Annotated in this window: 19 protein-coding genes and 1 pseudogene; 15 read left to right on the plus strand and 5 right to left on the minus strand. The window is 54.6% G+C overall.

Annotation, left to right across the window (positions count from 1 at the left end; all coding sequences use genetic code 11):
- The first annotated feature begins 5 nt into the window (after positions 1–5).
- Positions 6–1589, plus strand: a complete 1584-nt coding sequence (locus tag AM329_RS09975) for a phosphoethanolamine transferase (protein WP_075155261.1) — start codon at positions 6–8, stop codon at positions 1587–1589.
- A gap of 115 nt (positions 1590–1704) precedes the next feature.
- On the opposite strand, the gene ompX is transcribed toward AM329_RS09975, so the two are convergent.
- A complete protein-coding gene (gene ompX / locus AM329_RS09980) occupies positions 1705–2223 on the minus strand; it encodes an outer membrane protein OmpX (protein ID WP_003858450.1) in 519 nt (172 codons plus the stop codon).
- A 354-nt stretch (positions 2224–2577) separates the two neighbouring features.
- Here ompX and rhtA point away from each other — a divergent pair, with 354 nt between their 5' ends.
- From rhtA to ybiO, 6 genes are all read left to right on the plus strand, one after another.
- Complete coding sequence (gene rhtA / locus AM329_RS09985; protein ID WP_022650655.1) at positions 2578–3465, plus strand: threonine/homoserine exporter RhtA; 888 nt, start codon at positions 2578–2580, stop codon at positions 3463–3465.
- Between the two features lie 298 nt (positions 3466–3763).
- Entirely contained in the window at positions 3764–4267 is a 504-nt protein-coding gene (dps, locus tag AM329_RS09990; RefSeq protein ID WP_000100801.1) for a DNA starvation/stationary phase protection protein Dps, read from the plus strand.
- A 361-nt stretch (positions 4268–4628) separates the two neighbouring features.
- Positions 4629–5372 carry a glutamine ABC transporter substrate-binding protein GlnH gene (gene glnH / locus AM329_RS10000; RefSeq protein ID WP_003858455.1) on the plus strand — a complete coding sequence of 248 codons (744 nt, stop codon included), beginning with the start codon at positions 4629–4631 and terminating at the stop codon, positions 5370–5372.
- 93 nt (positions 5373–5465) lie between these two features.
- The gene (gene glnP, locus AM329_RS10005) at positions 5466–6125 is read left to right on the plus strand and encodes a glutamine ABC transporter permease GlnP (RefSeq protein WP_003858462.1); all 660 of its coding nucleotides are present in this window, start codon (positions 5466–5468) and stop codon (positions 6123–6125) included.
- Entirely contained in the window at positions 6122–6844 is a 723-nt protein-coding gene (gene glnQ, locus AM329_RS10010; protein WP_003858465.1) for a glutamine ABC transporter ATP-binding protein GlnQ, read from the plus strand. Before glnP ends, glnQ begins: the two co-directional genes overlap by 4 nt.
- A 120-nt stretch (positions 6845–6964) precedes the next feature.
- Positions 6965–9175: a mechanosensitive channel protein gene (gene ybiO, locus AM329_RS10015; RefSeq protein WP_032608902.1), complete on the plus strand. Its 2211-nt coding sequence runs from the start codon at positions 6965–6967 to the stop codon at positions 9173–9175.
- 43 nt (positions 9176–9218) lie between these two features.
- Here the strand turns inward: ybiO and rlmF are convergent, their stop codons facing one another.
- The gene (gene rlmF, locus AM329_RS10020) at positions 9219–10130 is read right to left on the minus strand and encodes a 23S rRNA (adenine(1618)-N(6))-methyltransferase RlmF (RefSeq protein ID WP_023315680.1); all 912 of its coding nucleotides are present in this window, start codon (positions 10128–10130) and stop codon (positions 9219–9221) included.
- 242 nt (positions 10131–10372) lie between these two features.
- On the opposite strand from rlmF, the gene mcbA reads away from it, so the two are divergent.
- From mcbA to ybiJ, 3 genes are all read left to right on the plus strand, one after another.
- Positions 10373–10636: a DUF1471 family periplasmic protein McbA gene (gene mcbA / locus AM329_RS10030; RefSeq protein WP_003858470.1), complete on the plus strand. Its 264-nt coding sequence runs from the start codon at positions 10373–10375 to the stop codon at positions 10634–10636.
- Between the two features lie 122 nt (positions 10637–10758).
- On the plus strand, positions 10759–11025 hold the full coding sequence (locus AM329_RS10035) for a DksA/TraR family C4-type zinc finger protein (protein ID WP_003858472.1): 267 nt from the start codon (positions 10759–10761) through the stop codon (positions 11023–11025).
- A 285-nt stretch (positions 11026–11310) separates the two neighbouring features.
- A complete protein-coding gene (ybiJ, locus tag AM329_RS10040) occupies positions 11311–11571 on the plus strand; it encodes a DUF1471 family protein YbiJ (RefSeq protein ID WP_003858474.1) in 261 nt (86 codons plus the stop codon).
- 116 nt (positions 11572–11687) lie between these two features.
- Here the strand turns inward: ybiJ and ybiB are convergent, their stop codons facing one another.
- Complete coding sequence (gene ybiB, locus AM329_RS10045; RefSeq protein WP_023315678.1) at positions 11688–12650, minus strand: DNA-binding protein YbiB; 963 nt, start codon at positions 12648–12650, stop codon at positions 11688–11690.
- A 255-nt stretch (positions 12651–12905) separates the two neighbouring features.
- Here ybiB and AM329_RS10050 point away from each other — a divergent pair, with 255 nt between their 5' ends.
- The 5 genes and pseudogenes from AM329_RS10050 (at position 12906) to AM329_RS10070 (ending at position 18277) form a co-directional block, all read left to right on the plus strand.
- Positions 12906–13442, plus strand: a complete 537-nt coding sequence (locus AM329_RS10050) for a fimbrial protein (protein ID WP_003858476.1) — start codon at positions 12906–12908, stop codon at positions 13440–13442.
- Positions 13443–13511: 69 nt separating this feature from the next.
- Positions 13512–14186: a molecular chaperone gene (locus tag AM329_RS10055; protein ID WP_032608900.1), complete on the plus strand. Its 675-nt coding sequence runs from the start codon at positions 13512–13514 to the stop codon at positions 14184–14186.
- Positions 14187–14212: 26 nt separating this feature from the next.
- Positions 14213–16756, plus strand: a pseudogene (locus AM329_RS10060) (fimbria/pilus outer membrane usher protein).
- A gap of 22 nt (positions 16757–16778) precedes the next feature.
- Complete coding sequence (locus tag AM329_RS10065; RefSeq protein WP_003858481.1) at positions 16779–17768, plus strand: fimbrial protein; 990 nt, start codon at positions 16779–16781, stop codon at positions 17766–17768.
- Between the two features lie 5 nt (positions 17769–17773).
- Positions 17774–18277, plus strand: coding sequence for a fimbrial protein (locus tag AM329_RS10070; RefSeq protein WP_032608899.1), 504 nt, complete (start codon positions 17774–17776; stop codon positions 18275–18277).
- Here the strand turns inward: AM329_RS10070 and dinG are convergent.
- Positions 18264–20441, minus strand: coding sequence for an ATP-dependent DNA helicase DinG (gene dinG / locus AM329_RS10075; RefSeq protein ID WP_022650647.1), 2178 nt, complete (start codon positions 20439–20441; stop codon positions 18264–18266). The two genes, AM329_RS10070 and dinG, sit on opposite strands and share 14 nt — an antisense overlap.
- Before the next feature lie 97 nt (positions 20442–20538).
- Positions 20539–21921: an ATP-dependent RNA helicase RhlE gene (gene rhlE, locus AM329_RS10080; RefSeq protein ID WP_003858487.1), complete on the minus strand. Its 1383-nt coding sequence runs from the start codon at positions 21919–21921 to the stop codon at positions 20539–20541.
- Positions 21922–21979 lie beyond the last annotated feature (58 nt).

Consider the following 21979-nt stretch of genomic DNA (forward strand, 5'->3'; position numbering starts at 1 on the left):
GATCTATGAACGTAACCCTGATTGATACACTTGTTACCCGCAGCCGGGGCTTAAGCCCGTGGACGGGATTCTATTTTTTGCAATCGCTGTTGATTAACTTTGCTCTTGGCTACCCCTTTAGCCTGCTTTATGCCGTCGGGTTCACCTGTATTCTTCACCTTCTCTGGCGAAGCGCACCGCGCATGCAGAAGGTGCTTATCGGGATCTGTTCTCTGGTTGCTGCCGCCTATTTCCCGTTTGGCCAGGCCTATGGCGCGCCAAACTTTAATACCCTGCTGGCGCTCCACTCCACCAATATGGAAGAGTCCACAGAGATCCTGACGATCTTTCCGTGGTACAACTACGTGGTTGGCCTTTTCATTTTTGCCCTCGGCGTGATTGCGGTTCGCCGTAAGCCCGTCGGGAAAAAGGCATGGGGTAAAATTGAAAGCCTGTGTCTGGCCTTTAGCGTGGTGACGTTTTTTGTTGCGCCGGTACAAAATCTGGCCTGGGGCGGCGTGTTTAAGCTTAAAGATACCGGGTATCCGGTGTTTCGCTTCGTCAAAGACGTGGTGGTGAATAACGAGGAAGTGCTCGACGAGCAGGCACGTATGGCCGAGCTTTCCACCATGAAAGCTACCTGGAACGTGCTGGCGGTGAAACCGAAGTATCACACCTACGTGGTGGTGATCGGAGAAAGCGCGCGTCGCGATGCGCTCGGCGCGTTTGGCGGTCACTGGGATAACACGCCGTTTGCCAGCGCCGTTAACGGTACGCTGTTTACCGACTACGTGGCGGCCAGCGGCTCAACGCAGAAATCACTCGGTCTGACGCTCAACCGCGTGGTGGATGGAAAACCGCAGTTTCAGGATAATTTTGTCACCCTGGCCAACCGGGCAGGTTTTCAGACATGGTGGTTCTCTAACCAGGGACAGATCGGCGAATATGATACCGCCATCGCCAGCATCGCGAAGCGTGCCGACGAGGTACAGTTCCTGAAAAGCGGTGATTTCGAAGCCGATAAAAACACAAAAGATGAAGCGTTGCTAAAAATGACGGCGCAGGTCTTTGCCACCCAGCGCACCCAGCCGCAGCTGATTGTCCTGCACCTGATGGGGTCACACCCGCAGGCATGCGATCGTACCGGGGGAAAATATGCGGAGTTTGTGCAATCCAAAGAGACGTCCTGCTACCTCTACACCATGACGCAAACCGACGATCTGCTCAGCAAGCTGTACGGGCAGCTGCGCAACAGCGGCGACAGCTTCTCGATGGTCTATTTCTCTGACCACGGCCTGGCGTTTAAGGAGCGCGGTAAAGAGGTGCAGTATCTAGCCCACGATGACAAGTTCCAGCAGAACTTCCAGGTACCGTTTATGGTGCTGTCGAGTGATGACAAAACGCATCGCATTATAAAAGCGCGCCGTTCCGCGAACGATTTCCTGAAATTCTTCTCACAATGGACGGGGATTAAGGCAAAAGAGATAAAAAATGATTACCCGTTTATCTCCGGGAAGAAGGGCCCACCAGTCTACATTACCAACTTTAAGTTACAGAAAGTCGACTATAACCATCTTGGGACGGATATTTTCGATATTAAGAGTAAGTAATTTCTGCCGTTTCGTGCGGGCTAATGCCCTCACCCTGGCCCTCTCCCACGGGGAGAGGGTACAAACAAAAAAATCCGCCTCAAAGGGCGGATTTTTTACTGGCTCACCGAAGTGATTAGAAGCGGTAACCTACGCCCGCGATCCAGGTGCCAACGTCAACGTTGCGGATACGGCTCTGCTCATAGGAGAAGTCCAGAGCAACGTTTTCGATTGGGTTGAACTGCATACCTGCGCCATAGGAGAAACCATAGTCGCTGTTGCTTGCAGTACGGTTCAGACCCTGGTTTTCGGTCTGCTGGAATTTACCGTAGCCAACACCTACAACACCGTAGATGCTTGCCCAGTCATTCAGGCGGTAAGCAGGACCCGCGGTGATGCCGTAGTACTGACCTTTATTGTAAGAGCCATTTTCAGTACGATCTTTCTCGGTGTAAGTGAAAGAACCGATCACACCCAGCGGGTTGTTGTCTTGCTCGTAACGGTACTTCAGGTTGAAACCGTTGGTTTTGTTCATCACGCCCTGCATATCGCTCTGAGCGTAACCACCGGTTACAGTAGAAGTTGCCGCTACAGCGGTACCTGCGGAAACAGCCAGAACAGCTGCCAGTGCTGAAAGACATGCAATTTTTTTCATAACCACCTCAAATGTGCTTCAAGTAAGTCCGTAAGTTTTAAATATATCAAAAAATTCTGTGAAACTCTTTGTCATTCACGATGTCTAATGCGACCTTTCCTGTAACAGAACATTTCCAGCACCAGCTATCTCGTTCAAATAACTCCAGATTTTCACCTGTAAATGCTAATAGTGCGCGTCATCGCCATTTAGTTCATCCAGATTATTCCTAATCTTTCAGGCGATAAAATCATCAACGTTTTCTCATTTTACGGATTTTCCCTGGATTTTTTTCAACAGTAGCTCAACCGTTGCAGCATATTTCCATTACACTGCGACTTTTACCTCATTTGACATAAATTGACAGGAGAAAGGATGCCAGGTTTACCCCGTAAATCGTCGGTCTGGATGCCGGTGGCAGTCATACTTATCGCGATGATGTCCATACAAAGCGGCGCGTCGCTGGCAAAATCGCTGTTTCCGCTGGTTGGTGCGCCCGGCGTCACGGCGCTGCGTATCGCATTAGGCACCCTGATCCTCGTGGTTATCTTTAAACCCTGGCGGCTACGGTTTAAAAAGGAGCAGCGACTGCCACTGCTTTTTTATGGGCTGGCACTGGGAGGGATGAACTACATGTTCTATCTCTCTATTCAGACTATCCCGCTGGGGATCGCGGTCGCGCTTGAATTTACCGGCCCGCTGGCGGTTGCCCTCTTCTCTTCTCGTCGTCCGGTAGATTTTATCTGGGTCATACTGGCCGTGCTGGGGCTATGGTTCCTGCTGCCGCTCGGGCAAAGCGTTTCACAAATCGATCTGACAGGGGCAGCTCTGGCGCTGGGCGCGGGGGCGTGCTGGGCGGTGTATATTCTCACTGGCCAGCGTGCGGGCGAAGAGCACGGCCCCGCGACGGTCGCTTTAGGCTCACTAATTGCCGCCGTAATCTTTGTCCCAATCGGAATGGCACAAGCGACAGACTCAATATGGCAGTGGTCAATCCTGCCGGTTGGTCTGGCGGTTGCCATTCTCTCTACGGCCCTGCCCTACTCTCTGGAGATGATCGCCCTGACGCGCCTGCCCACACGCATTTTTGGTACGCTCATGAGCATGGAGCCCGCGCTGGCCGCCATCTCAGGAATGATTTTCCTCGGTGAAACCCTGACCCTGGTACAAACGCTGGCGCTCTGTTCCATTATCGCGGCGTCAATGGGCTCCACCCTGACCATGCGCCCGGAACCTAAAGTGCAAAAAATCGATCTCAACTAAGCCTTAAATTCTGCATGGCTAACCCGCCATGCAGAATATACGCCTCGTCAGTACTTCAAATAATTTCTTACAAACTGTCTTGTATTGCCAAAATATTTCACCTGCCCGGCTTCCCGAAGAATGAATTAAGATTGATCTGTATCAACTTTAATAAACCACTTATTTTTCAATCAGTTGATAATACAACCTTCCTTTCACTATTAAACCAATAGGCAGAGCCAAACCGCAGAGAAAAAATCCGGTGCTATACTTAGTCCCGTAATTACCTGGGACACAAACATCAAGAGGATATGAGATTATGAGTACCGCTAAACTGGTGAAAACGAAAGCGTCTAATCTGCTTTATACCCGTAACGATGTATCGGATAGCGATAAAAAAGCGACCATTGAGCTGCTGAATCGCCAGGTGGTCCAGTTCATCGATCTTTCGCTGATCACCAAACAGGCTCACTGGAATATGCGCGGTGCAAACTTTATTGCCGTTCATGAAATGCTGGATGGCTTCCGCACAGCACTGGTGACTCACCTGGATACCATGGCCGAACGTGCCGTACAGCTGGGTGGCGTGGCACTGGGTACCACACAGGTGATCAACAGCAAAACGCCATTGAAAAGCTATCCGCTGGATATCCATACCGTTCAGGATCACCTGAAAGAGCTGGCGGACCGCTACGCGATTGTGGCGAACGATGTTCGTAAAGCGATTGGCGAAGCCAAAGATGAAGATACTGCTGATATCTTCACTGCCGCATCACGCGACCTGGATCAGTTCCTGTGGTTCATCGAGTCCAACATCGAATAATCCCTGCGGATTTTCCGAATAACCCTCGCCCCTGGCGGGGGTTTTGCACATTTATGGTGCGCACTTTTGCCCGCAACGACCGCAAAAGTGAATAAAATGTAATAATCACCTCACACAACCGTTAACGGAAGATTGTTTTTTCGTCAGATTCTGCGCTAAATATCCCCCTGTCAGAAGACCTTAACGAAGCGCACCAAAACGGTGCTCCATTCTGGTGCAACCTGGCAGAATTGCCACGCTTTTCGTGCAATGCGTGACATCATCCCCTTTGCAAAACAACAGCTTGTAAAATTGGCACGATTTTTTCATTGTGCCTGAGGTTCTCGCAGGGGATCGCCCCGTGGATATAAAAGGAAATGCTATGAAGTCTGTATTAAAAGTTTCACTGGCTGCACTTACCCTGGCGTTTGCGGTGTCCTCGCAGGCTGCCGACAAACTGGTTGTGGCGACGGACACGGCGTTCGTACCGTTTGAATTTAAACAGGGTGATAAATACGTTGGTTTTGACGTGGATCTGTGGGCCGCTGTCGCAAAAGAACTCAAACTGGATTACACCCTGAAGCCAATGGACTTCAGCGGCATTATCCCGGCACTGCAAACCAAAAACGTTGACCTGGCGCTGGCAGGCATCACCATTACCGAAGAGCGTAAAAAGGCCATCGATTTCTCTGACGGCTACTACAAAAGCGGCCTGCTGGTGATGGTGAAAGCGGATAACAACGATGTGAAAAGCGTGAAAGATCTCGACGGTAAAGTGGTCGCCGTGAAGAGCGGCACTGGCTCAGTTGATTACGCGAAAGCCAACATCAAAACCAAAGACCTGCGTCAGTTCCCGAACATCGACAACGCTTACATGGAACTGGGCACCAACCGCGCGGATGCGGTGCTGCACGATACGCCTAACATCCTTTACTTCATCAAAACTGCCGGTAACGGCAAGTTCAAAGCGGTAGGTGATTCTCTGGAAGCTCAGCAGTACGGTATTGCATTCCCGAAAGGCAGCGACGACCTGCGTAACAAAGTTAACGGCGCGCTGAAAACCCTGAAAGAGAACGGCACCTATAACGAAATCTACAAAAAATGGTTCGGTACCGAGCCTAAATAATTTCACCTGACTTCAGGTTTGTAACGCCCGGTGGCGCTTACGCTTACCGGGCCTACGTTTTTCGTTTTTCACCACGGTATACAGGAATACATCATGCAGTTTGACTGGAGCGCCATCTGGCCTGCCATTCCACTCTTGCTTGAAGGCGCTAAAATGACCCTGTGGATTTCGGTCCTCGGTCTGGTTGGCGGGTTGATTATCGGTCTTGTCGCCGGTTTCGCCCGCACCTACGGTGGCTGGATTGCAAATCACATCGCACTGGTTTTCATCGAAGTGATCCGCGGCACACCCATTGTGGTGCAGGTCATGTTCATCTACTTCGCCCTGCCGATGGCCTTCACCGACCTGCGCATTGACCCGTTCAGCGCCGCCGTTGTCACCATCATGATCAACTCCGGCGCCTACATTGCGGAAATTACCCGCGGTGCGGTGCTGTCGATTCATAAAGGGTTCAGTGAAGCTGGCCTGGCGTTAGGTCTTTCCCGTCGCGAAACCATCCGTCACGTGATCCTGCCGCTGGCGCTGCGCCGCATGCTGCCGCCGCTGGGTAACCAGTGGATCATCAGCATCAAAGACACCTCGCTGTTTATTGTTATCGGCGTGGCCGAGCTGACCCGTCAGGGCCAGGAGATCATCGCGGGTAACTTCCGCGCCCTGGAAATCTGGAGTGCGGTCGCCGTTGTCTACCTGATTATCACGCTTGTCCTGAGCTTTGTTCTGCGTCGTCTTGAAAGAAGGATGAAAATCCTGTGATTGAATTTAAAAACGTTTCCAAGCACTTTGGCCCAACCCAGGTGTTGCACAATATCGATTTGAACATCAGGCAGGGCGAAGTGGTGGTGATCATCGGGCCGTCGGGTTCCGGAAAATCCACCCTGCTGCGCTGCATTAACAAGCTTGAGGAGATCACCAGCGGCGATTTGATCGTTGATGGTCTGAAGGTTAACGATCCGAAAGTGGACGAGCGCCTGATCCGCCAGGAAGCGGGCATGGTGTTCCAGCAGTTCTACCTGTTCCCGCACCTCACGGCGCTGGAAAACGTGATGTTTGGTCCTCTGCGCGTGCGCGGGGCCAGCAAAGCGGCAGCGGAAGCGCTGGCAAAAGATCTGCTGGCGAAGGTTGGTCTGGCGGAGCGTGCCCACCACTATCCTTCCGAGCTGTCCGGCGGCCAGCAGCAGCGCGTGGCCATTGCCCGTGCGCTGGCGGTGAAGCCAAAGATGATGCTGTTCGATGAGCCAACGTCGGCACTCGACCCGGAGCTGCGTCACGAAGTGCTGAAAGTTATGCAGGATCTGGCGGAAGAAGGCATGACGATGGTCATCGTTACCCACGAAATCGGCTTTGCCGAAAAAGTGGCGTCCCGTCTGATCTTCATTGATAAGGGCCGCATCGCGGAAGACGGTAATCCGCAGACGCTGATTGCGAACCCACCAAGCCAGCGCCTTCAGGAGTTCCTGCAACACGTCTCCTGATAACCACACACAGAGCCGGGCATGCCCGGCTTTTTTATGCCGGATTGTTCCCAAAAACTCCCCTCCGCTCCGCGCGCTCTATACTTATCATTTTGCACGATATTTTTGTCGGAGGACGCCGTGCCGTGGATCCTGTTGCTACTGTTTAGCCTGTTTAGCGCGCCATCACTTGCTGTAACCCTTCCCGGCGTCACCACCGGAGCCACCGCCACCCAGCAAAATGCGCCGCCAGAGCCAGACGCTGAAAAGAAAAAAGCCGCTTACGGCGCGCTTGCCGACGTGCTTGAGAACGACACGTCCCGGCAGGAGCTGATCGATCAGCTGAGGAAGGTGGCCGCCACGCCGCCTCAGGATCCGGTTCCTGCTATTGCGCCGCCGGAAGCCGAAGAAGAAAAAACGGTGCTGGAAAACGTCACCGACATCAGTCGCCGCTACGGGGAAGCCCTGTCGTCGCGTTTTGCCCAGCTCTATCGCAACCTGGTTGGCACCTCACATAAGCCTTTTAATCCTCACACCTTTTCCGCAGCCGCTACCCAGTTTGCTATTCTGGCTGGCGCCGTCTTCATTTTTTACTGGCTGTTGCGCCTGTCTGTCTGGCCGCTTTACCGGAAAATGGGCCAGTGGGGACGCAAAAAGAATCAGCATAAAAGCAGCTGGCTGCATCTTCCGGCAATGATTACCGGGGCGTTTGTCATCGATTTACTGCTGCTGGCCCTGACGCTGTTTGTCGGTCAGCTGCTGGCCGACCGACTTAATACCGGAAACAAAACCATCGCGTTTCAGCAGGGACTGTTCCTCAATGCGTTTGCCCTGATTGAGTTCTTTAAAGCCCTCCTGCGGTTGATCTTCTGCCCGCGCGTGCCGGACCTTCGCCCCTTCGCCATTTCGGATCAGAGCGCCAAATACTGGGCGGTGCGGCTTAGCGTGCTGAGCGGGTTGATTGGTTATGGCTTGTTGGTTGCCGTGCCGATTATTTCCAACCAGGTTAACGTGCAGTTCGGCGCGCTGGCGAACGTGCTGATCATGCTGTGCATTACCGTCTGGGCGCTGTACCTCATCTTCCACAATAAAAAAGCGATCACCGACAGCCTGCTGCACCTGGCCGATCGCTCCCTCTCCTTTTTCAGCCTCTTTATTCGCGCCTTTGCGCTGGTGTGGCACTGGCTGGCCAGCGCCTATTTTATTGTGCTCTGTTTCTTCTCCCTGTTCGACCCGGGCAATAGCCTGAAATTTATGATGGGGGCGACGTTCAAAAGCCTGGCGATTATCGGCATCGCGGCCTTTGTCTCTGGCCTGCTTTCCCGCTGGCTGTCGAAAACGATCACCCTGTCGCCGCAGGTTCAGCGTAACTACCCGGAACTGCAAAAGCGGGTGAATGGCTGGATGACCGTATCCCTGAAGGTGGCGCGTATTCTGACGGTCTGCGTGGCAATTATGCTGCTGCTGAACGCGTGGGGGCTGTTTGATTTCTGGAACTGGCTGCATAACGGCGCGGGGGAAAAGACCGTTGATATTCTTATTCGTATCGCGCTGATCCTGTTTTTCTCCGCCGTCGGCTGGACGCTGCTGGCAAGCCTTATCGAAAACCGTCTGGTGTCGGATGTCCACGGCAGGCCGCTACCGAGCGCCCGCGCCCGCACGCTGCTAACCCTGTGCCGCAACGCGCTGGCGGTGATCATCAGTACCATCACCATCATGATTGTGCTGTCGGAAATCGGCGTGAATATCGCCCCGCTGCTGGCGGGTGCCGGTGCGCTGGGGCTGGCGATCTCCTTCGGTTCTCAGACGCTGGTGAAGGATATTATCACCGGCATTTTTATCCAGTTTGAGAACGGGATGAATACCGGGGATCTGGTGACCATCGGTCCGCTCACCGGCACGGTCGAGAGGATGTCCATTCGCTCCGTCGGCGTGCGTCAGGATACCGGCGCGTACCACATTATTCCGTGGTCATCGATCACCACCTTTGCCAACTTTGTGCGCGGCATTGGTTCGGTGGTGGCGAATTATGATGTCGATCGTCACGAAGATGCAGATAAGGCGAAGCAGGCGCTGCGGGATGCGGTGAACGAACTGATGGAGATGGAGGATATTCGCGGGCTGGTGATTGGTGAACCATCGTTCGCGGGCATCGTCGGGCTGACGAACACTGCCTTTACCCTGCGCGTGTCGTTCACCACCCAGCCGCTGAAGCAGTGGACGGTGCGCTTCGCCCTCGACAGCATGGTGAAAAAACACTTCGATCTGGCGAACGTGAGAGCGCCGGTGCAGACGTATCAGGTATTGTCGCCGCCCGCTTCGCCGCTCCCTCCGCAGGAGCCGACGCTGTAAACGAGCCGGGTGGCGGCTTCGCCTTACCCGGCCAGAGAAACGATTATTTGCGGCGTTTGTTATCGTCCATAAAGGACCAGGCAATAAAGCGGCTCTGCTTCTGGCCCTGCGCCATCTCTTTTTTAACCACTTTCACCGCGCCGACGTCGGTCAGCGCGCGGTAAAGCGGCGGCAGGTTATCGCCACGGGAGACCAGCGTGGTAAACCATTTCACCTGACGACCGAAGCCCTTACTCTCGGCAATCATGCGCAGAATAAATGCCACTTCCCCGCCCTCGCACCACAGCTCCTGCTGCTGGCCGCCAAAGTTCAGCGCGCCATCTTCAGCCTGGCCCAGGTTACGCCGCTTGCGTTCACTTCCCGCACGAGCAGAGGCGGCGGAGTCGTGGAATGGCGGGTTGCACAGGGTGGCATCATATTGTTCGTTCTTATGAATAATGCCGTTGAAAATAGCAGCGGCATCCTTCTGACGACGCAGACGAACGGCCCGGCTTAACCCCGGGTTAGCGTTGATAATGGCCTGCGCGCTGGCGAAGGCCTCGGCACCGATCTCGCTACCGGTAAACCGCCACTGATATTCATGTGCGCCTATCAGGGGGTAGATCAGGTTCGCGCCCGTACCGATATCAAGCACGGTGGCCTGTTTTGGCACCACGCCGCCATTGTCATCCGCCAGCAGATCGGCAAGATGATGGACGTAATCCGCACGTCCTGGCACCGGTGGGCAGAGAAAGCCATCCGGGATGTCCCAGTGCGTAACGCCATAAAAATGGGCCAGCAGCGCTTTGTTCAGCGTCTTAACCGCCAGCGGATCGGCAAAGTTTACCGACGGTTCACCGGCTGGTGTCTGAACAATAAAATCCTGCAATTCCGGGCAGCTCAGGCACAGGGCTTTCATGTCGTAGCGGCTACGGTGGCGGTTACGCGGGTGCAATCCCGGCTTTTGGGAAGTCATGGCATTCTCCTTTAAACAGCCGCGTAAGATACCCTGTGACGGCGCGGGGGTAAATATCTGTCTGAGTCGCACAAAAAAACGACAAAAATCATCGACCTGTATGTCTATGATCTGTCAACAAATTGTCAGAATTTATCGTTCAAAAAATAAGCAGATCATCATCAAATTTTTGCGCTAAATCACACGCGTCAGGCTTCTAAACTTAAGAGGAATCACCTGTTGTTTCCCCTGAGGATGTGATTATGAAAAAATATCTGACCTTTATTATTGCGGGTGCGCTGGCAGGCGCATCGTTCTCAGCCTGGTCCGTTCAACCTCTGACCGACAGCAACGACACCAGCCAGCTACGTGCGGCGGGGACGGTCTCTGTCAGCCGGGCAAGCAACCTTGATGACCTTCAGGACAAGCTGGCCGAAAAAGCGCGTCAGGAAGGGGCTAAAGGCTTCGTGGTGAACGCTGCCGGTGGCGATAACCATATGTACGGCACCGCGACCATCTATAAATAATCGATTCCTTCCCACACTGCATCTGCCAGGCAGATGCAGTTCTCATTCCCTTCCTTCGCCTTGACTGTGCGTTTTTTAACCCCATATTAAGATGAATGGCTTAAACAGATCAGGAGAACATGATGGCTTCCGGCTGGGCGAATGACGACGCCGTTAACGAACAGATCAACAGTACTATTGAAGATGCGGTCGCGCGTGCTCGCGGTGAAATTCCACGCGGCGAAAGTTTGACGGAATGCGAAGAGTGCGGAGATCCGATTCCTGAGGCACGGCGTAAAGCCATTCCTGGCGTACGGCTATGTATTGCCTGTCAGCAGGAGAAAGATTCGAAAAATGCGACACATTCAGGATATAATCGCAGAGGATCGAAAGACAGCCAGTTACGTTGACTTTCCTTTACCGAAGTTAACCGAGCCAGCCGTTTACTTTACGCTCACGACTTTTAGCGATACGCGTAGCAAATCGTGCCCTTCCGATGGCTTCTGTAAAGCGCATCCACAAGAAGTGTCAATTCCGCTTCTGAATTTATTAATAATCAATAAGTTATTTGTCATTCAATTTTTTTGAGCAACCACGTCAATTCTCTTCGATTTTATCTTCCGCTAAAAACCGTGATACTTATCACATCGACGGAACATCGTCCCTTTAACAGAATAACCTGCGAGAATTCACCTATGAAAACCATCAAATATGCTGTTGCCGCTGTTGCCCTGTCCGCTCTCTCTTTCGGCGCTTTCGCCGTAGAGCCAGTCTCCTCTACTCAGGCACAGGATCTGAACAAAATCGGGGTGGTGAGTGCTGAAGGCGCGACCACGCTGGACGGTCTGGAAGCCAAACTGGCGGAAAAAGCAGCCGCTGCCGGCGCAAGTGGATACACCATCACGTCCACTAACGGTAATAACAAACTGAGCGGTACTGCGGTTATCTACAAGTAATCGAACGAATTATGCTCCACCCTCACCATACCCTCTGGTGAGATGCTCCAACCCTCATTGACCCTGTTGTTGTTACCCTTGTTTGCCCGTCCGCCACTGGACGGGCTTTTTTTTGCTTAAAACGACTGTGCAACGCGCTGCAATCCGGCTTCCACGGATGCCACTTCCCCTGCCGCCAGCAGGCAGCAGGCCATTTGCAGCTTGATCGACTGAGGAACCGGCACCTTTCCGGCCAGACACTGTACGATCCAGTGCGCGGTGACCTGCGGATCTTTTGACTCGGGCAAGATCACATCGCAGTTCTCTTCCCCACGTTCCAGTACGACCCGCGTCCCGGCAGGCTCAATCAGCATCAGCTGTGGACAACGCTGCGGGTTGGCATAAACCTCCCCTTCCGTCCCGTGCATCAGCAGCGCCCGCCCGCCGATTTCGGCAAAAAATTGTCCGACCCGCGTCACGTACTCCGGATGGGAGACGCTGGAAAGACGTAGCGCGGCGTCTTCGGCAAACGGCGTCGCCAGCTTCGCCAGGGTGTGGGCGCTGTTACGTACTCCCATTCGCCATCGCATGTCCAGCTGCTTTTCCAGCGGCGGGCAGAGCGCGCGCACGGGAATATAGACCGGCTGGTTCCCCTCCAGTTTGGCCTGCGCCTGGCCAGCATGGAGAGTAGGTTCGATGCCTAATAATTCCAGAATGGTTTCTGTCAGCACGCGCGTTGGATCTTCGCTCACGCCATGCACCACCACCGGGAAACCGAGTTTCTGCAACAGAATAGCCAGCAGCGGCGTGAGGTTTGCCTGCTTACGCGCGCCATTGTAGGTCGGGATCACTATCGGCATCGGCTTCGTGACGGGCGGGGTTAAACGCATCGTCTGCGACTGCATGGCCTCATAAAAACCCCGCATCTCCGCCTCACCTTCCCCTTTGATGCGCAGCGCAATCAGAATGCCGCCCATTTCCAGCTCCGGCACGTCGCCATTCAGCATATGCGTGTACAACGCACGGGCCGTTTCCTGGTCCAGATCGCGAGCATGGTTTTTCCCACGCCCTACCTCTTTGATAATTTTGCGGTAATCCACGACATTTCTCCTGACAGCATCATCTTGTTAACAATATAGCCCGATGGACACGCACCCGATAGTGTTTTGTGATCATTATCAACCTGCTGTTTTCAGATAAAAAAATAAACTCAAGCATTATTTGCAATATTTGTGATTGGGACAAAAGATTCGTCTCTGTCCTTTTTTTGATTAAATAAACATCGAAAAGTCATTAAAGGTCAACGGTGAAAACGTCCAGGCAACGTTTTTGCCAGAAACATATCGGGATTTACTATGAACAAGGTTGCATTAGGGTTGTTTATCGCCGCAACGGTGGGATGTTCTGCATCTGCATTTGCGGCAACCAACGGTGAAGGGCAGATTAATTTCACCGGAGAAATTATCGATTCTGCTTGCCAGGTCGTGAATGGATTAAGTAATCCATTAGATGTTCAGTTGGGAAAAGTATCTAAAACGGTATTTACCGGCGCAGGCTCTACCAGCACATTAACGAAGTTTGATATTAAGTTAACCAATTGTCCGGAAACCGTAACCTCGGCAGCGATTAACTTCGGTGGTACCCCGGATGCGGATAATAATGCCGCGCTGGCGTTAACGCCCGATACCGATGCGGCTACCGGTGTGGCTATTCAGCTGGTTGACACGTCCGGGCAGCCTGTCAGCCTGTATACCCCTTCGAAGCAATATCCTTTAGCCTCCGGCACGGCGGTTAACGATCTGGAGTTCGGTGCGCGTTATATTCAAACCCAGGCGGCAGTCACCGCAGGCCCTGCTAACTCTGTATCAACCTTCACCGTTATTTATAACTGATCTTATCAATCCTGAGATATTAATGCTTTTGCGAGCATTAATATCTCATCTTTTTATTGAGAAATCTTTATGCGCCACGGTTATTTACTGAGCACTCTTTTACTGGTAGCAGCCTCGGCACAGGCGGGGGTCGTGATTAATGGCACCCGGCTGGTCTATCAGGGAGATAAAAAGGAATCTTCTCTTGGTCTTTCAAACCCGGATACCACGGATTATCTGGTGCAGTCCTGGGTCGATTCTGGCGGTAAAAACCAGGCCAAAGCCCCGTTCCTGATCACCCCGCCGCTTTTTCGACTGGATGCGAAAGAGGATAACGTCCTGCGCGTAGTCCGTACGGGAGGAAATTTACCGGAAGACAGGGAATCTCTGTACTGGCTGAATATTAAAGCGATCCCGTCCTCGAAGCATGTCGAAGGGGTAAATACGCTGCAAATTGCCATTAATACCCGCATTAAATTGCTCTATCGCCCGTCAGCCGTAAAAGGCAGACCAGAAGATGTGGCCGATAAACTTGAATGGCATCGCGAAGGGAATGATTTAGTGGTGAATAATCCCACACCTTTCTATATGAATTTTCAGACCGTCACCCTGAATGGTCAGAAAGTCAAAAAAGCCACCTGGGCTGTGCCGAAAACTGAAACGCATTTTGCTTTACCTGGCAACGTCGGAGGTTCTACCGTCGCGTATTCCATTATTACCGATTACGGCAGCATCAGTCAGACATGGTCTAAACCCGTTCATTAATCGTATTACCCGGTAATAAAATCATCATGTACAGCCATAAAAAGCCGTTCACCTGCCGATTTTCGTCATTGCTGATGGCTATTTGTTGCCTGGCAATGGCGATCTTTGCGCAGCAGGTTTTGGCTGATGATTATTTTAACCCTGCCCTGCTGGACATTGATAACCCGCAGCAGGGAAAGACCGATCTGTCTGTCTATGAAAAAGGTCCCGGCCAGGCGCCAGGTAAATATCAGGTCGCGATCTTTATCAATAACAATAAAATTGATACCCGCGACGTGACCTTCAACTTAGTTAAAGATCCACAGGGCACCAGCACGCTCCAGCCTTGTTTTACACTGGACGAATTAAAGAGCCTCGGGATCAAAACGCAAAAATATCCGCAGCTGAGGGCAGAAGGTCAGTGCGCCGATCTACACGCCATCCCTTCGGCATCCGCGACCTTTCGCGTGCGCAATCAGCAGCTGCTGCTGAGCATTCCGCAAAAGGCGCTCGGTCAGGTTCCTCGCGGTTACATCGACCCGAAAGAGTTTGACGAAGGGATCAACGCGGGCCTGCTTAATTACAGCGTCAACGCCAGCCAGAGCCATGCGCGCCAGCAGGGTGAAGAGAATAGCAGCAGCCAGTACGTTAACCTGCGTCCCGGCTTCAACATCGGGGCATGGCGCGTTCGTAACTACTCCACCTGGAATCGCAGCACCACGGGTCATGAGGAGGAACAGAAATTCACCTCCGTTTATACCTATGCGCAACGCGATATTGTGGCGATGAAAAGTGACGTGACGGTGGGCCAAAGCACCTCACCTTCCGACGTTTTTGACAGCGTCCCCTATACCGGCGTGGAGCTAAAATCCGACAGCGACATGCTGCCGGACAGCGAGAAAGGCTATGCCCCTATTATTCGCGGCAGCGCCCACAGCAACGCGCTGGTGATGGTCCGCCAGAACGGGTACGTAATTTATCAGAATACGGTCGCGCCGGGTGCGTTCGAGATTAACGACCTCTACCCCACCGGCAGCAGCGGCGACCTCCAGGTCACGGTGAAAGAAACAGACGGCAGCGAAAGCCACTTCGTGGTGCCGTTTGCCTCCGTGCCGGTATTGCAGCGTGAAAAAAACCTGCGCTACAGCGTAACCGCCGGGCGTTATCGCTCTTATGACAAAGACGTTGAAAAGACCCCGTTTGCCCAAGGAAGCGCCATCTACGGTTTACCCTTCGGCTTCACGGTCTACGGCGGCGTGCAGCAGAGTAACCATTATCAGTCACAGGCGATTGGCGCCGGGAAAAACATGGGCGATCTGGGGGCGTTCTCCATTGACGTAACCCGCGCCAGAGCTCTGTTGAAAAAACAGCAGTCCAGCAAGGGCCAGTCATGGCGCATCCGTTACAGCAAAGATTTCGCCGGTTCGGGCACCAACTTTACCCTTGCGGGCTATCGCTATAACAGCAAAGGGTTTTACACCCTGGACGACACCATGGAGTCATATACCCGCTCCGACAACTGGTCTGCACCGCAGCAGCGCCGCGCCCGAACCGAAGCCACCATCGACCAGACGCTGCCGGAAGGCTGGGGATCCGTCACCCTGAGCATGGTGAAAGAGACGTACTGGAGTCAGAGCCAGAACATGACCTCGATGAGCGTCAGCTACAACAATAGCTGGCACGGGGTGAGCTACAGCCTCAGCTACAGCATGAACAAAAACACCCAGGACAGCGATGAAGACGGTAACGAGGTGACAAACGACAACCAGTTCTCGCTGAGCGTCTCGGTGCCGCTGGACCGCTGGATGCATAACACCTGGGCCACCTACAACCTGAACAACACCAAAGACGGCACGACGCAGAACATCGGCCTGAACGGCACGGCGCTGAAAGAGGACAACCTGAACTGGAACATCCAGGAAGGGCTGAGCAGCACCGGCAGCGGTAACTCCACCAGCATCAACGCCGATTACAAAGCGACCTATGGCGAAGTGAGCGCAGGCGTCAGTCAGGATAAGTATCAGCAGACCCTGAACGTCGGTTTGCAGGGCGGCGTGGTTGCCCATGCGAACGGAATAACCCTGAGCCAGCCGCTCGGTGACACCATCGCGCTGGTGAAAGCGCCGGGCACGCACGGAACCCATATCACGAACTAGACGGGCGTCGAGACCGACTTCCGCGGCTACACCGTCGTGCCGTTTGTTACCGCGTATCGCCGCAACACCATCGCGCTGGATACCGAAACGCTACCGGACAACGCCGACGTCACCCACGCGGCGCAGATCGTGACGCCAACCCGCGGGGCCGTGGTGCGCGCCAGCTTTAACACCCGCGTGGGTAACCGCGTCCTGATGACGCTTACGCAAAAGGGTAAACCGCTGCCCTTCGGCGCAACGGTCACCACCGAAGATAAGGACAGCGAATTTATTGTCGGGAATGACGGCCAGACCTACCTCTCTGGTCTGCCGCAGCAAGGGCATCTCTACGTTTCCTGGGGACAGGGGGCGAACGAGCACTGCGTCGCTGACTATGCGCTAACGGATGAGAAAGAGCAAACCAGCATCATTAACGCTGCCGCGCAGTGTCACTGATCCACCGTTCAGGCTAACGATTATGCAAATGATTAAACAGTGCTTTTTCTTACTGGTTCTGGGAACCGCCGCGTTATTTATGCCGCATGCGAAGGCGACCTGCACCACGCCGGATCTGCCCAAAATGATTAACATGGCCTCCATTTCTGTCCCGACGACGCTGGCGGTTGGTGCAACCATTCCGGGTACAGAGCAGAGCGTTCATGTTGCCGGGCACTGCGATCAGAGTATCGACAGCGGACTGGAAATTGTCTCGTGTTACTACGGTACCGGAGCGGAAATTCCGGGGCTGAAGGGAGTATACGAATCCGGCGTACCGGGTGTCGGGGTCGCATTGATGAACGATCAGGGTCAGCGAATCAGCGGAGCAGGCGGAGTACAGTGCGATTCACGCGGAACGCCTGTTGGCTATGTTTCTGGCGATGGCACACAGTCGTTTAACTTTGACGTCACGCTTGAACTGGTCAAAACAAGCGACGCCGTGACCTCCGGCACGCTGGTGCAGTCTCAGACCGAATTCGGCATTGGCGTTTTCGGTCACGAAGGGATCGGCAGCCCTAACCATATTGCGTATGCAGGTAACGTCATTTTGCATCAGGTCACCTGCTCTGTTTCGCCAAAAAATCTCACCGTTAATTTGGGTGATTTTCCCGTCAGTGATTTTATGAGCGTGGGTTTTTTATCCAGCCCCGCTCAAACGTTTAATATCACCGTTAACTGTGACACAACCGTTCAGCCTGAGCTAAAAATCACCAGTGCTAACGGCTACGAGACGGCATTCGAGGGGGTGATCAAACTGACGAAGCAGACAGGCATGGCAACGGGCGTCGGGGTGAGAATGCTGTTTGATGACCGCATTGCGACCTTTGATACCTACGTCAACACTCAAAGCCAGGCCGTTGCCAATGAAACGCTGGAGATCCCCTTTCAGGTTCGCTACGAGCAGATCAACGATGTGGTGACGCCCGGCCCCGCCAACACCGTAGCAACCATCACTCTCGCCTATAAGTGACCAACATGAAAAAGACAATCGCGTTTCTGACGATGGGCTTACTGGCCCAGGCCCACGCAGACGATATTCAGATCCAGATGACGGGAAATATTTACGCCAATACCTGCATCATTGACAGCGCCAGCCGAAACCTGACGGTGGACTTAGGCCAGACGGTGTCGGGCAGTTTTAAAGACGTGGGCGATACCGGCGAGTGGAAAGACTTTTCCCTGTCAGTATCCCACTGCCCGCCAAGCCTCGCGCTTGCCACCGCCTACTTCTATGGACAGGCGGACAGCACGCACCCCACTAAATTCGCCAATATCGGCAGCGCAAAGGGGCTGGCGCTGGAGCTGGCAGACCGGCAGGACAAAATACTGATTGCTCCGCAGGCCGCCTTTAACGCCGCCATCAATCCGAGCGACCACACGGCAACCTTTCCCCTGTCCGCGCGCTACTACGCCACCTCAATGCCCGTCACTGCCGGGACGTTCAGTAGCGTGATTCAGGTGACATTCACTTACCAGTAGGACCGCGCCTCTTTGCACGGATGCTTTTTGTACGCCCGGCAGAGGGTTTTGCCGGGCGTTTTTTTACCTCCGGCACTTCTGGCTGCTCAATCGGGAAGATCGGCAGCGCATTCAGCAGCCGTTGGCCGTAGTTTTTGGTGAGCAGTCGTTTGTCATAAATCACCACCTCGCCCCAGCAGCCGTGGCTACGGATCAAACGCCCGACCTGCTGAATAAGGTTAAACGACGCCGCAGGCAGGCTTTGCACTTCAAACGGATAACGGTTCAGGCTTTTCAGCCATTCGCCTTCGGTGATCACCACCGGGCTGTCGATGGGCGGGAAGGCAATTTTATGGATATGCACCTGCGTCAGGTAGTCACCTTTCAAATCAAGCCCTTCCGCAAAGGACTGTAACCCCACCAGCACGCTGCGCTCGCCGTTATCAATGCGTTTACGGTGGGTTTCCACCAGCCGATAACGCGGCTGATCGCCCTGCACCAGCAGGAGCAAGCGCAGATCGGTGACGTGCTCCAGGAAGCGTTGCATCGCGCGGCCGCTGGCAAACAGCACCAGCATACCGGGGTATTTTTTACTCTCAACCTGCTCGCGGAAGTAGGCCGCCATTTCCGCAATATGCTGCTCTTCGTTATCGATAAGCGGCTCATAGTTCATGCGCGGGATCACCAGCTTGCCCTGCTCACAGTGGTTGAACGGCGAGTCCAGGGCCACAAAACGGTCCCCCGCTTTCTCTTTCAGGCCGCTCATTTCCTGCAACCTTGAGAAGCTGTTCAGTGAACGCAGGGTCGCCGATGTCACTACCACGTGCGGCACGCTGCGCCAGATCAGCTTTTCCAGCTGATCGGCCACGCGGATGCCCACGCAGTGGAAGAAAAGATGTACCTGCCCGTCTCGCACTTCGCGGGTGGCCCACTTTGTCACCGGCGCGCCGGACGCCTGCGCCATTGAGGCCAGCCGCCAGAGTTTGCTCTGCGCCTCAAACATGCCCAGCGCACGGTTCATTTGCAGCAGAATGCGGTGCAGGCGAACAACGTCATGGGTACCGGTTTTCTCGCTGAGATCGTTTAAGAACATCTCCGCCAGCCCGCGCAGCTTTTCAAGGTGCTTCGCCAGCTGCTGACAAATTTCCATCACTTCCTGCGGCAACTCCCCCATCGCAAAGCGGTGTTCCGCCTCCTGGGTGGCGGGGAGATACAGGTTAAGAATGTTATTCAGCGAGGCGATGAGGCCGTACACCTCTTCACAGTGCTCGCTCAACCGCTCCGGAACCGCCAGCGGCGGCGTGGTTTTCGGGCGGAACTGCTCCATGCAAGTTACCACCAGCTTACAGAACAGATCCAGTTGCAGGCGAAACCACGGGGCGGTAATTTCCGCGCTCATCTCCAGCGCATCCCGCGCCACGTCGGGCAGATGATGACCTTCATCGAGCACCAGCAGCAGGTTTTTGGGCTCCGGCAGGACCGCTTCACTCTCCAGTGCGGCCATCACCAGCGCATGGTTGGCGACAACCACCTCCGCTTCCTGAATCTCACGCCGGGCAACAAAGAAAGGGCACTCGCGGTAGTAGTGACAGTTGCGGTTCAGGCAGCTCGCTTTATCGGTGCTGAGCCTGCGCCACAGGTCGTCGCCGATCGCCTGGCTGGTGTGATCACGCAGGCCGTCCCACCTGTAGCCGTCGAGATCGGCCTTCAGCTTTGCGCACTGCTCCTGCTCCGCCTTGTTGTTTGGCGTTAGCTCGTCATCAAGAAACGCGAGCAGATCCTGCTGGGAGGGTTCACTGCTGGCCAGCGCCGCCAGATTGCGCGGGCAGACGTAGCGCCCGCGACCAAAGGCGGCGGTGAAGCGTAAATCGGGGATAATTTTGCGCAGCAGCGGCAAATCTTTGCTGAAGATCTGATCCTGCAAGGCCACGTTGGCGGTGCTGACCACCAGCGTTTTGTCCTCCTCCCGCGCGATGGCGATGCCGGGAATGAGATACGACAGGGTTTTCCCGACGCCGGTCGGGGCTTCAATCGCCAGATGTCGCCCGTCGTCCCCGGCGAGCGTTTTTGCCACGTCGGCAATCATCTGCCGCTGCGGCGCTCGGGGGATAAAATCGGGGATCTGCTGCTGTAGCGCCTTATACCAGGCGCCTATTTGCGCTTTCAGCGCAGCGGTTAAAGCCATCGGAAAACCTGAAATACTGTATAAACAGCCACTATTGTGGCACTTTCTCTCCGCTGCCGCAAAAAGAAAAGCCCGGCTTTACGACCGGGCTTCCAGATTACTGCGGGTTAGCAGGTTTACGCGGGCGGCGTCGGCGCTGCCCCTCGCCTGCCGGTTTCCCTTCGCCGCTACGCCACGGGTTTTCACCGGCTGGTTTGCTGTCGTTATTACGACGCGGCGGTTTGCCCGAAGATTTCGGCGCGCCACCTTCTGAACGACGCGGCTGCTGACCGCGACCACCGCCGCCCTGACCGCGTCCGCCACCCTGACGACCGTTCTGAATTGGCTCGGCTTTGATCGACGGGTCCACTTCATAGCCCGGGGTTTCAATGCGCGGGATCTCTTTCTTCAGCAGGCGTTCAATGTCGCGTAGAAGCTTGTGTTCATCCACGCAAACCAGAGAGAGCGCTTCCCCGGTTGCCGCCGCACGGCCGGTACGGCCGATACGGTGAACGTAATCTTCCGGCACGTTTGGCAGCTCGTAGTTCACCACGTGCGGCAGCTCTTCGATATCCAGACCGCGTGCGGCGATGTCGGTTGCCACCAGCACGCGAATGTCGCCAGATTTAAAGTCCGCCAGCGCGCGGGTACGCGCGCCCTGGCTCTTGTTGCCGTGGATCGCCGCGCTGCGGATGCCGTCTTTATTCAGCTGTTCCGCCAGGTGGTTGGCGCCGTGCTTGGTGCGGGTAAAGACCAGCACCTGCTGCCAGTTGCCCTGGCCGATCATCTGGGAGAGCAGTTCCCGCTTGCGCTTCTTATCTACAAAGTGCACGTGCTGCGTCACCTGCTCGGAGGCGGTGTTGCGGCGCGCGACTTCCACTTCCAGCGGGTTATGCAGCAGCTTTTCCGCCAGCGCCTTGATCTCGTCGGAGAAGGTCGCGGAGAAGAGCAGGTTCTGACGACGCGTCGGCAGCTTCGCCAGCACGCGACGAATGTCGTGGATGAAGCCCATGTCCAGCATACGGTCGGCTTCGTCCAGCACCAGGATTTCGATGTTATCGAGCTTCACCGCGTTCTGGTGTTCCAGATCCAGCAGACGTCCCGGTGTTGCCACCAGCACGTCCACGCCGCCGCGCAGCTTCATCATCTGCGGGTTAATGCTTACCCCGCCGAAAACTACCAGCGAACGAATGTTGAGGTAGCGGCTGTATTCACGCACGTTCTCGCCAATCTGGGCCGCCAGCTCGCGGGTTGGGGTGAGGATCAGCGCACGCACCGGACGACGGCCTTTGGCGTGCGGCTGGTTTTTTACCAACAGCTCCAGCAGCGGCAGGGTAAAGCCCGCGGTCTTACCGGTACCGGTCTGCGCGCTTGCCATCAGGTCACGGCCCTGCAAAACGGCCGGAATGGCCTGCTGCTGGATAGGGGTTGGCTCAACGTAGCCCTGCTCTGCGATGGCGCGCAGAATTTCCGGGTTCAGACCAAGGGAATCAAAAGACATAAAAACTCCGAACCGCCCCGACCATCACAGGTGTAGTTTTCAGGGAGATATAACGAAT

This window comes from Enterobacter cloacae complex sp. AR_0002 (genome assembly GCF_001922365.1).
Classification (GTDB): Bacteria; Pseudomonadota; Gammaproteobacteria; order Enterobacterales; family Enterobacteriaceae; genus Enterobacter; species Enterobacter hormaechei_C.

Bases quoted from the DNA above. Each gene is read 5' to 3' on its own strand.
- AM329_RS09975 (WP_075155261.1), top strand. From the start codon at position 6: ATGAACGTAACCCTGATTGATACACTTGTTACCCGCAGCCGGGGCTTA.
- ompX (WP_003858450.1), bottom strand. From the start codon at position 2,223: ATGAAAAAAATTGCATGTCTTTCAGCACTGGCAGCTGTTCTGGCTGTT.
- rhtA (WP_022650655.1), top strand. From the start codon at position 2,578: ATGCCAGGTTTACCCCGTAAATCGTCGGTCTGGATGCCGGTGGCAGTC.
- dps (WP_000100801.1), top strand. From the start codon at position 3,764: ATGAGTACCGCTAAACTGGTGAAAACGAAAGCGTCTAATCTGCTTTAT.
- glnH (WP_003858455.1), top strand. From the start codon at position 4,629: ATGAAGTCTGTATTAAAAGTTTCACTGGCTGCACTTACCCTGGCGTTT.
- glnP (WP_003858462.1), top strand. From the start codon at position 5,466: ATGCAGTTTGACTGGAGCGCCATCTGGCCTGCCATTCCACTCTTGCTT.
- rlmF (WP_023315680.1), bottom strand. From the start codon at position 10,130: ATGACTTCCCAAAAGCCGGGATTGCACCCGCGTAACCGCCACCGTAGC.
- mcbA (WP_003858470.1), top strand. From the start codon at position 10,373: ATGAAAAAATATCTGACCTTTATTATTGCGGGTGCGCTGGCAGGCGCA.
- AM329_RS10035 (WP_003858472.1), top strand. From the start codon at position 10,759: ATGGCTTCCGGCTGGGCGAATGACGACGCCGTTAACGAACAGATCAAC.
- ybiJ (WP_003858474.1), top strand. From the start codon at position 11,311: ATGAAAACCATCAAATATGCTGTTGCCGCTGTTGCCCTGTCCGCTCTC.
- AM329_RS10050 (WP_003858476.1), top strand. From the start codon at position 12,906: ATGAACAAGGTTGCATTAGGGTTGTTTATCGCCGCAACGGTGGGATGT.
- AM329_RS10055 (WP_032608900.1), top strand. From the start codon at position 13,512: ATGCGCCACGGTTATTTACTGAGCACTCTTTTACTGGTAGCAGCCTCG.
- AM329_RS10065 (WP_003858481.1), top strand. From the start codon at position 16,779: ATGCAAATGATTAAACAGTGCTTTTTCTTACTGGTTCTGGGAACCGCC.
- AM329_RS10070 (WP_032608899.1), top strand. From the start codon at position 17,774: ATGAAAAAGACAATCGCGTTTCTGACGATGGGCTTACTGGCCCAGGCC.
- dinG (WP_022650647.1), bottom strand. From the start codon at position 20,441: ATGGCTTTAACCGCTGCGCTGAAAGCGCAAATAGGCGCCTGGTATAAG.
- rhlE (WP_003858487.1), bottom strand. From the start codon at position 21,921: ATGTCTTTTGATTCCCTTGGTCTGAACCCGGAAATTCTGCGCGCCATC.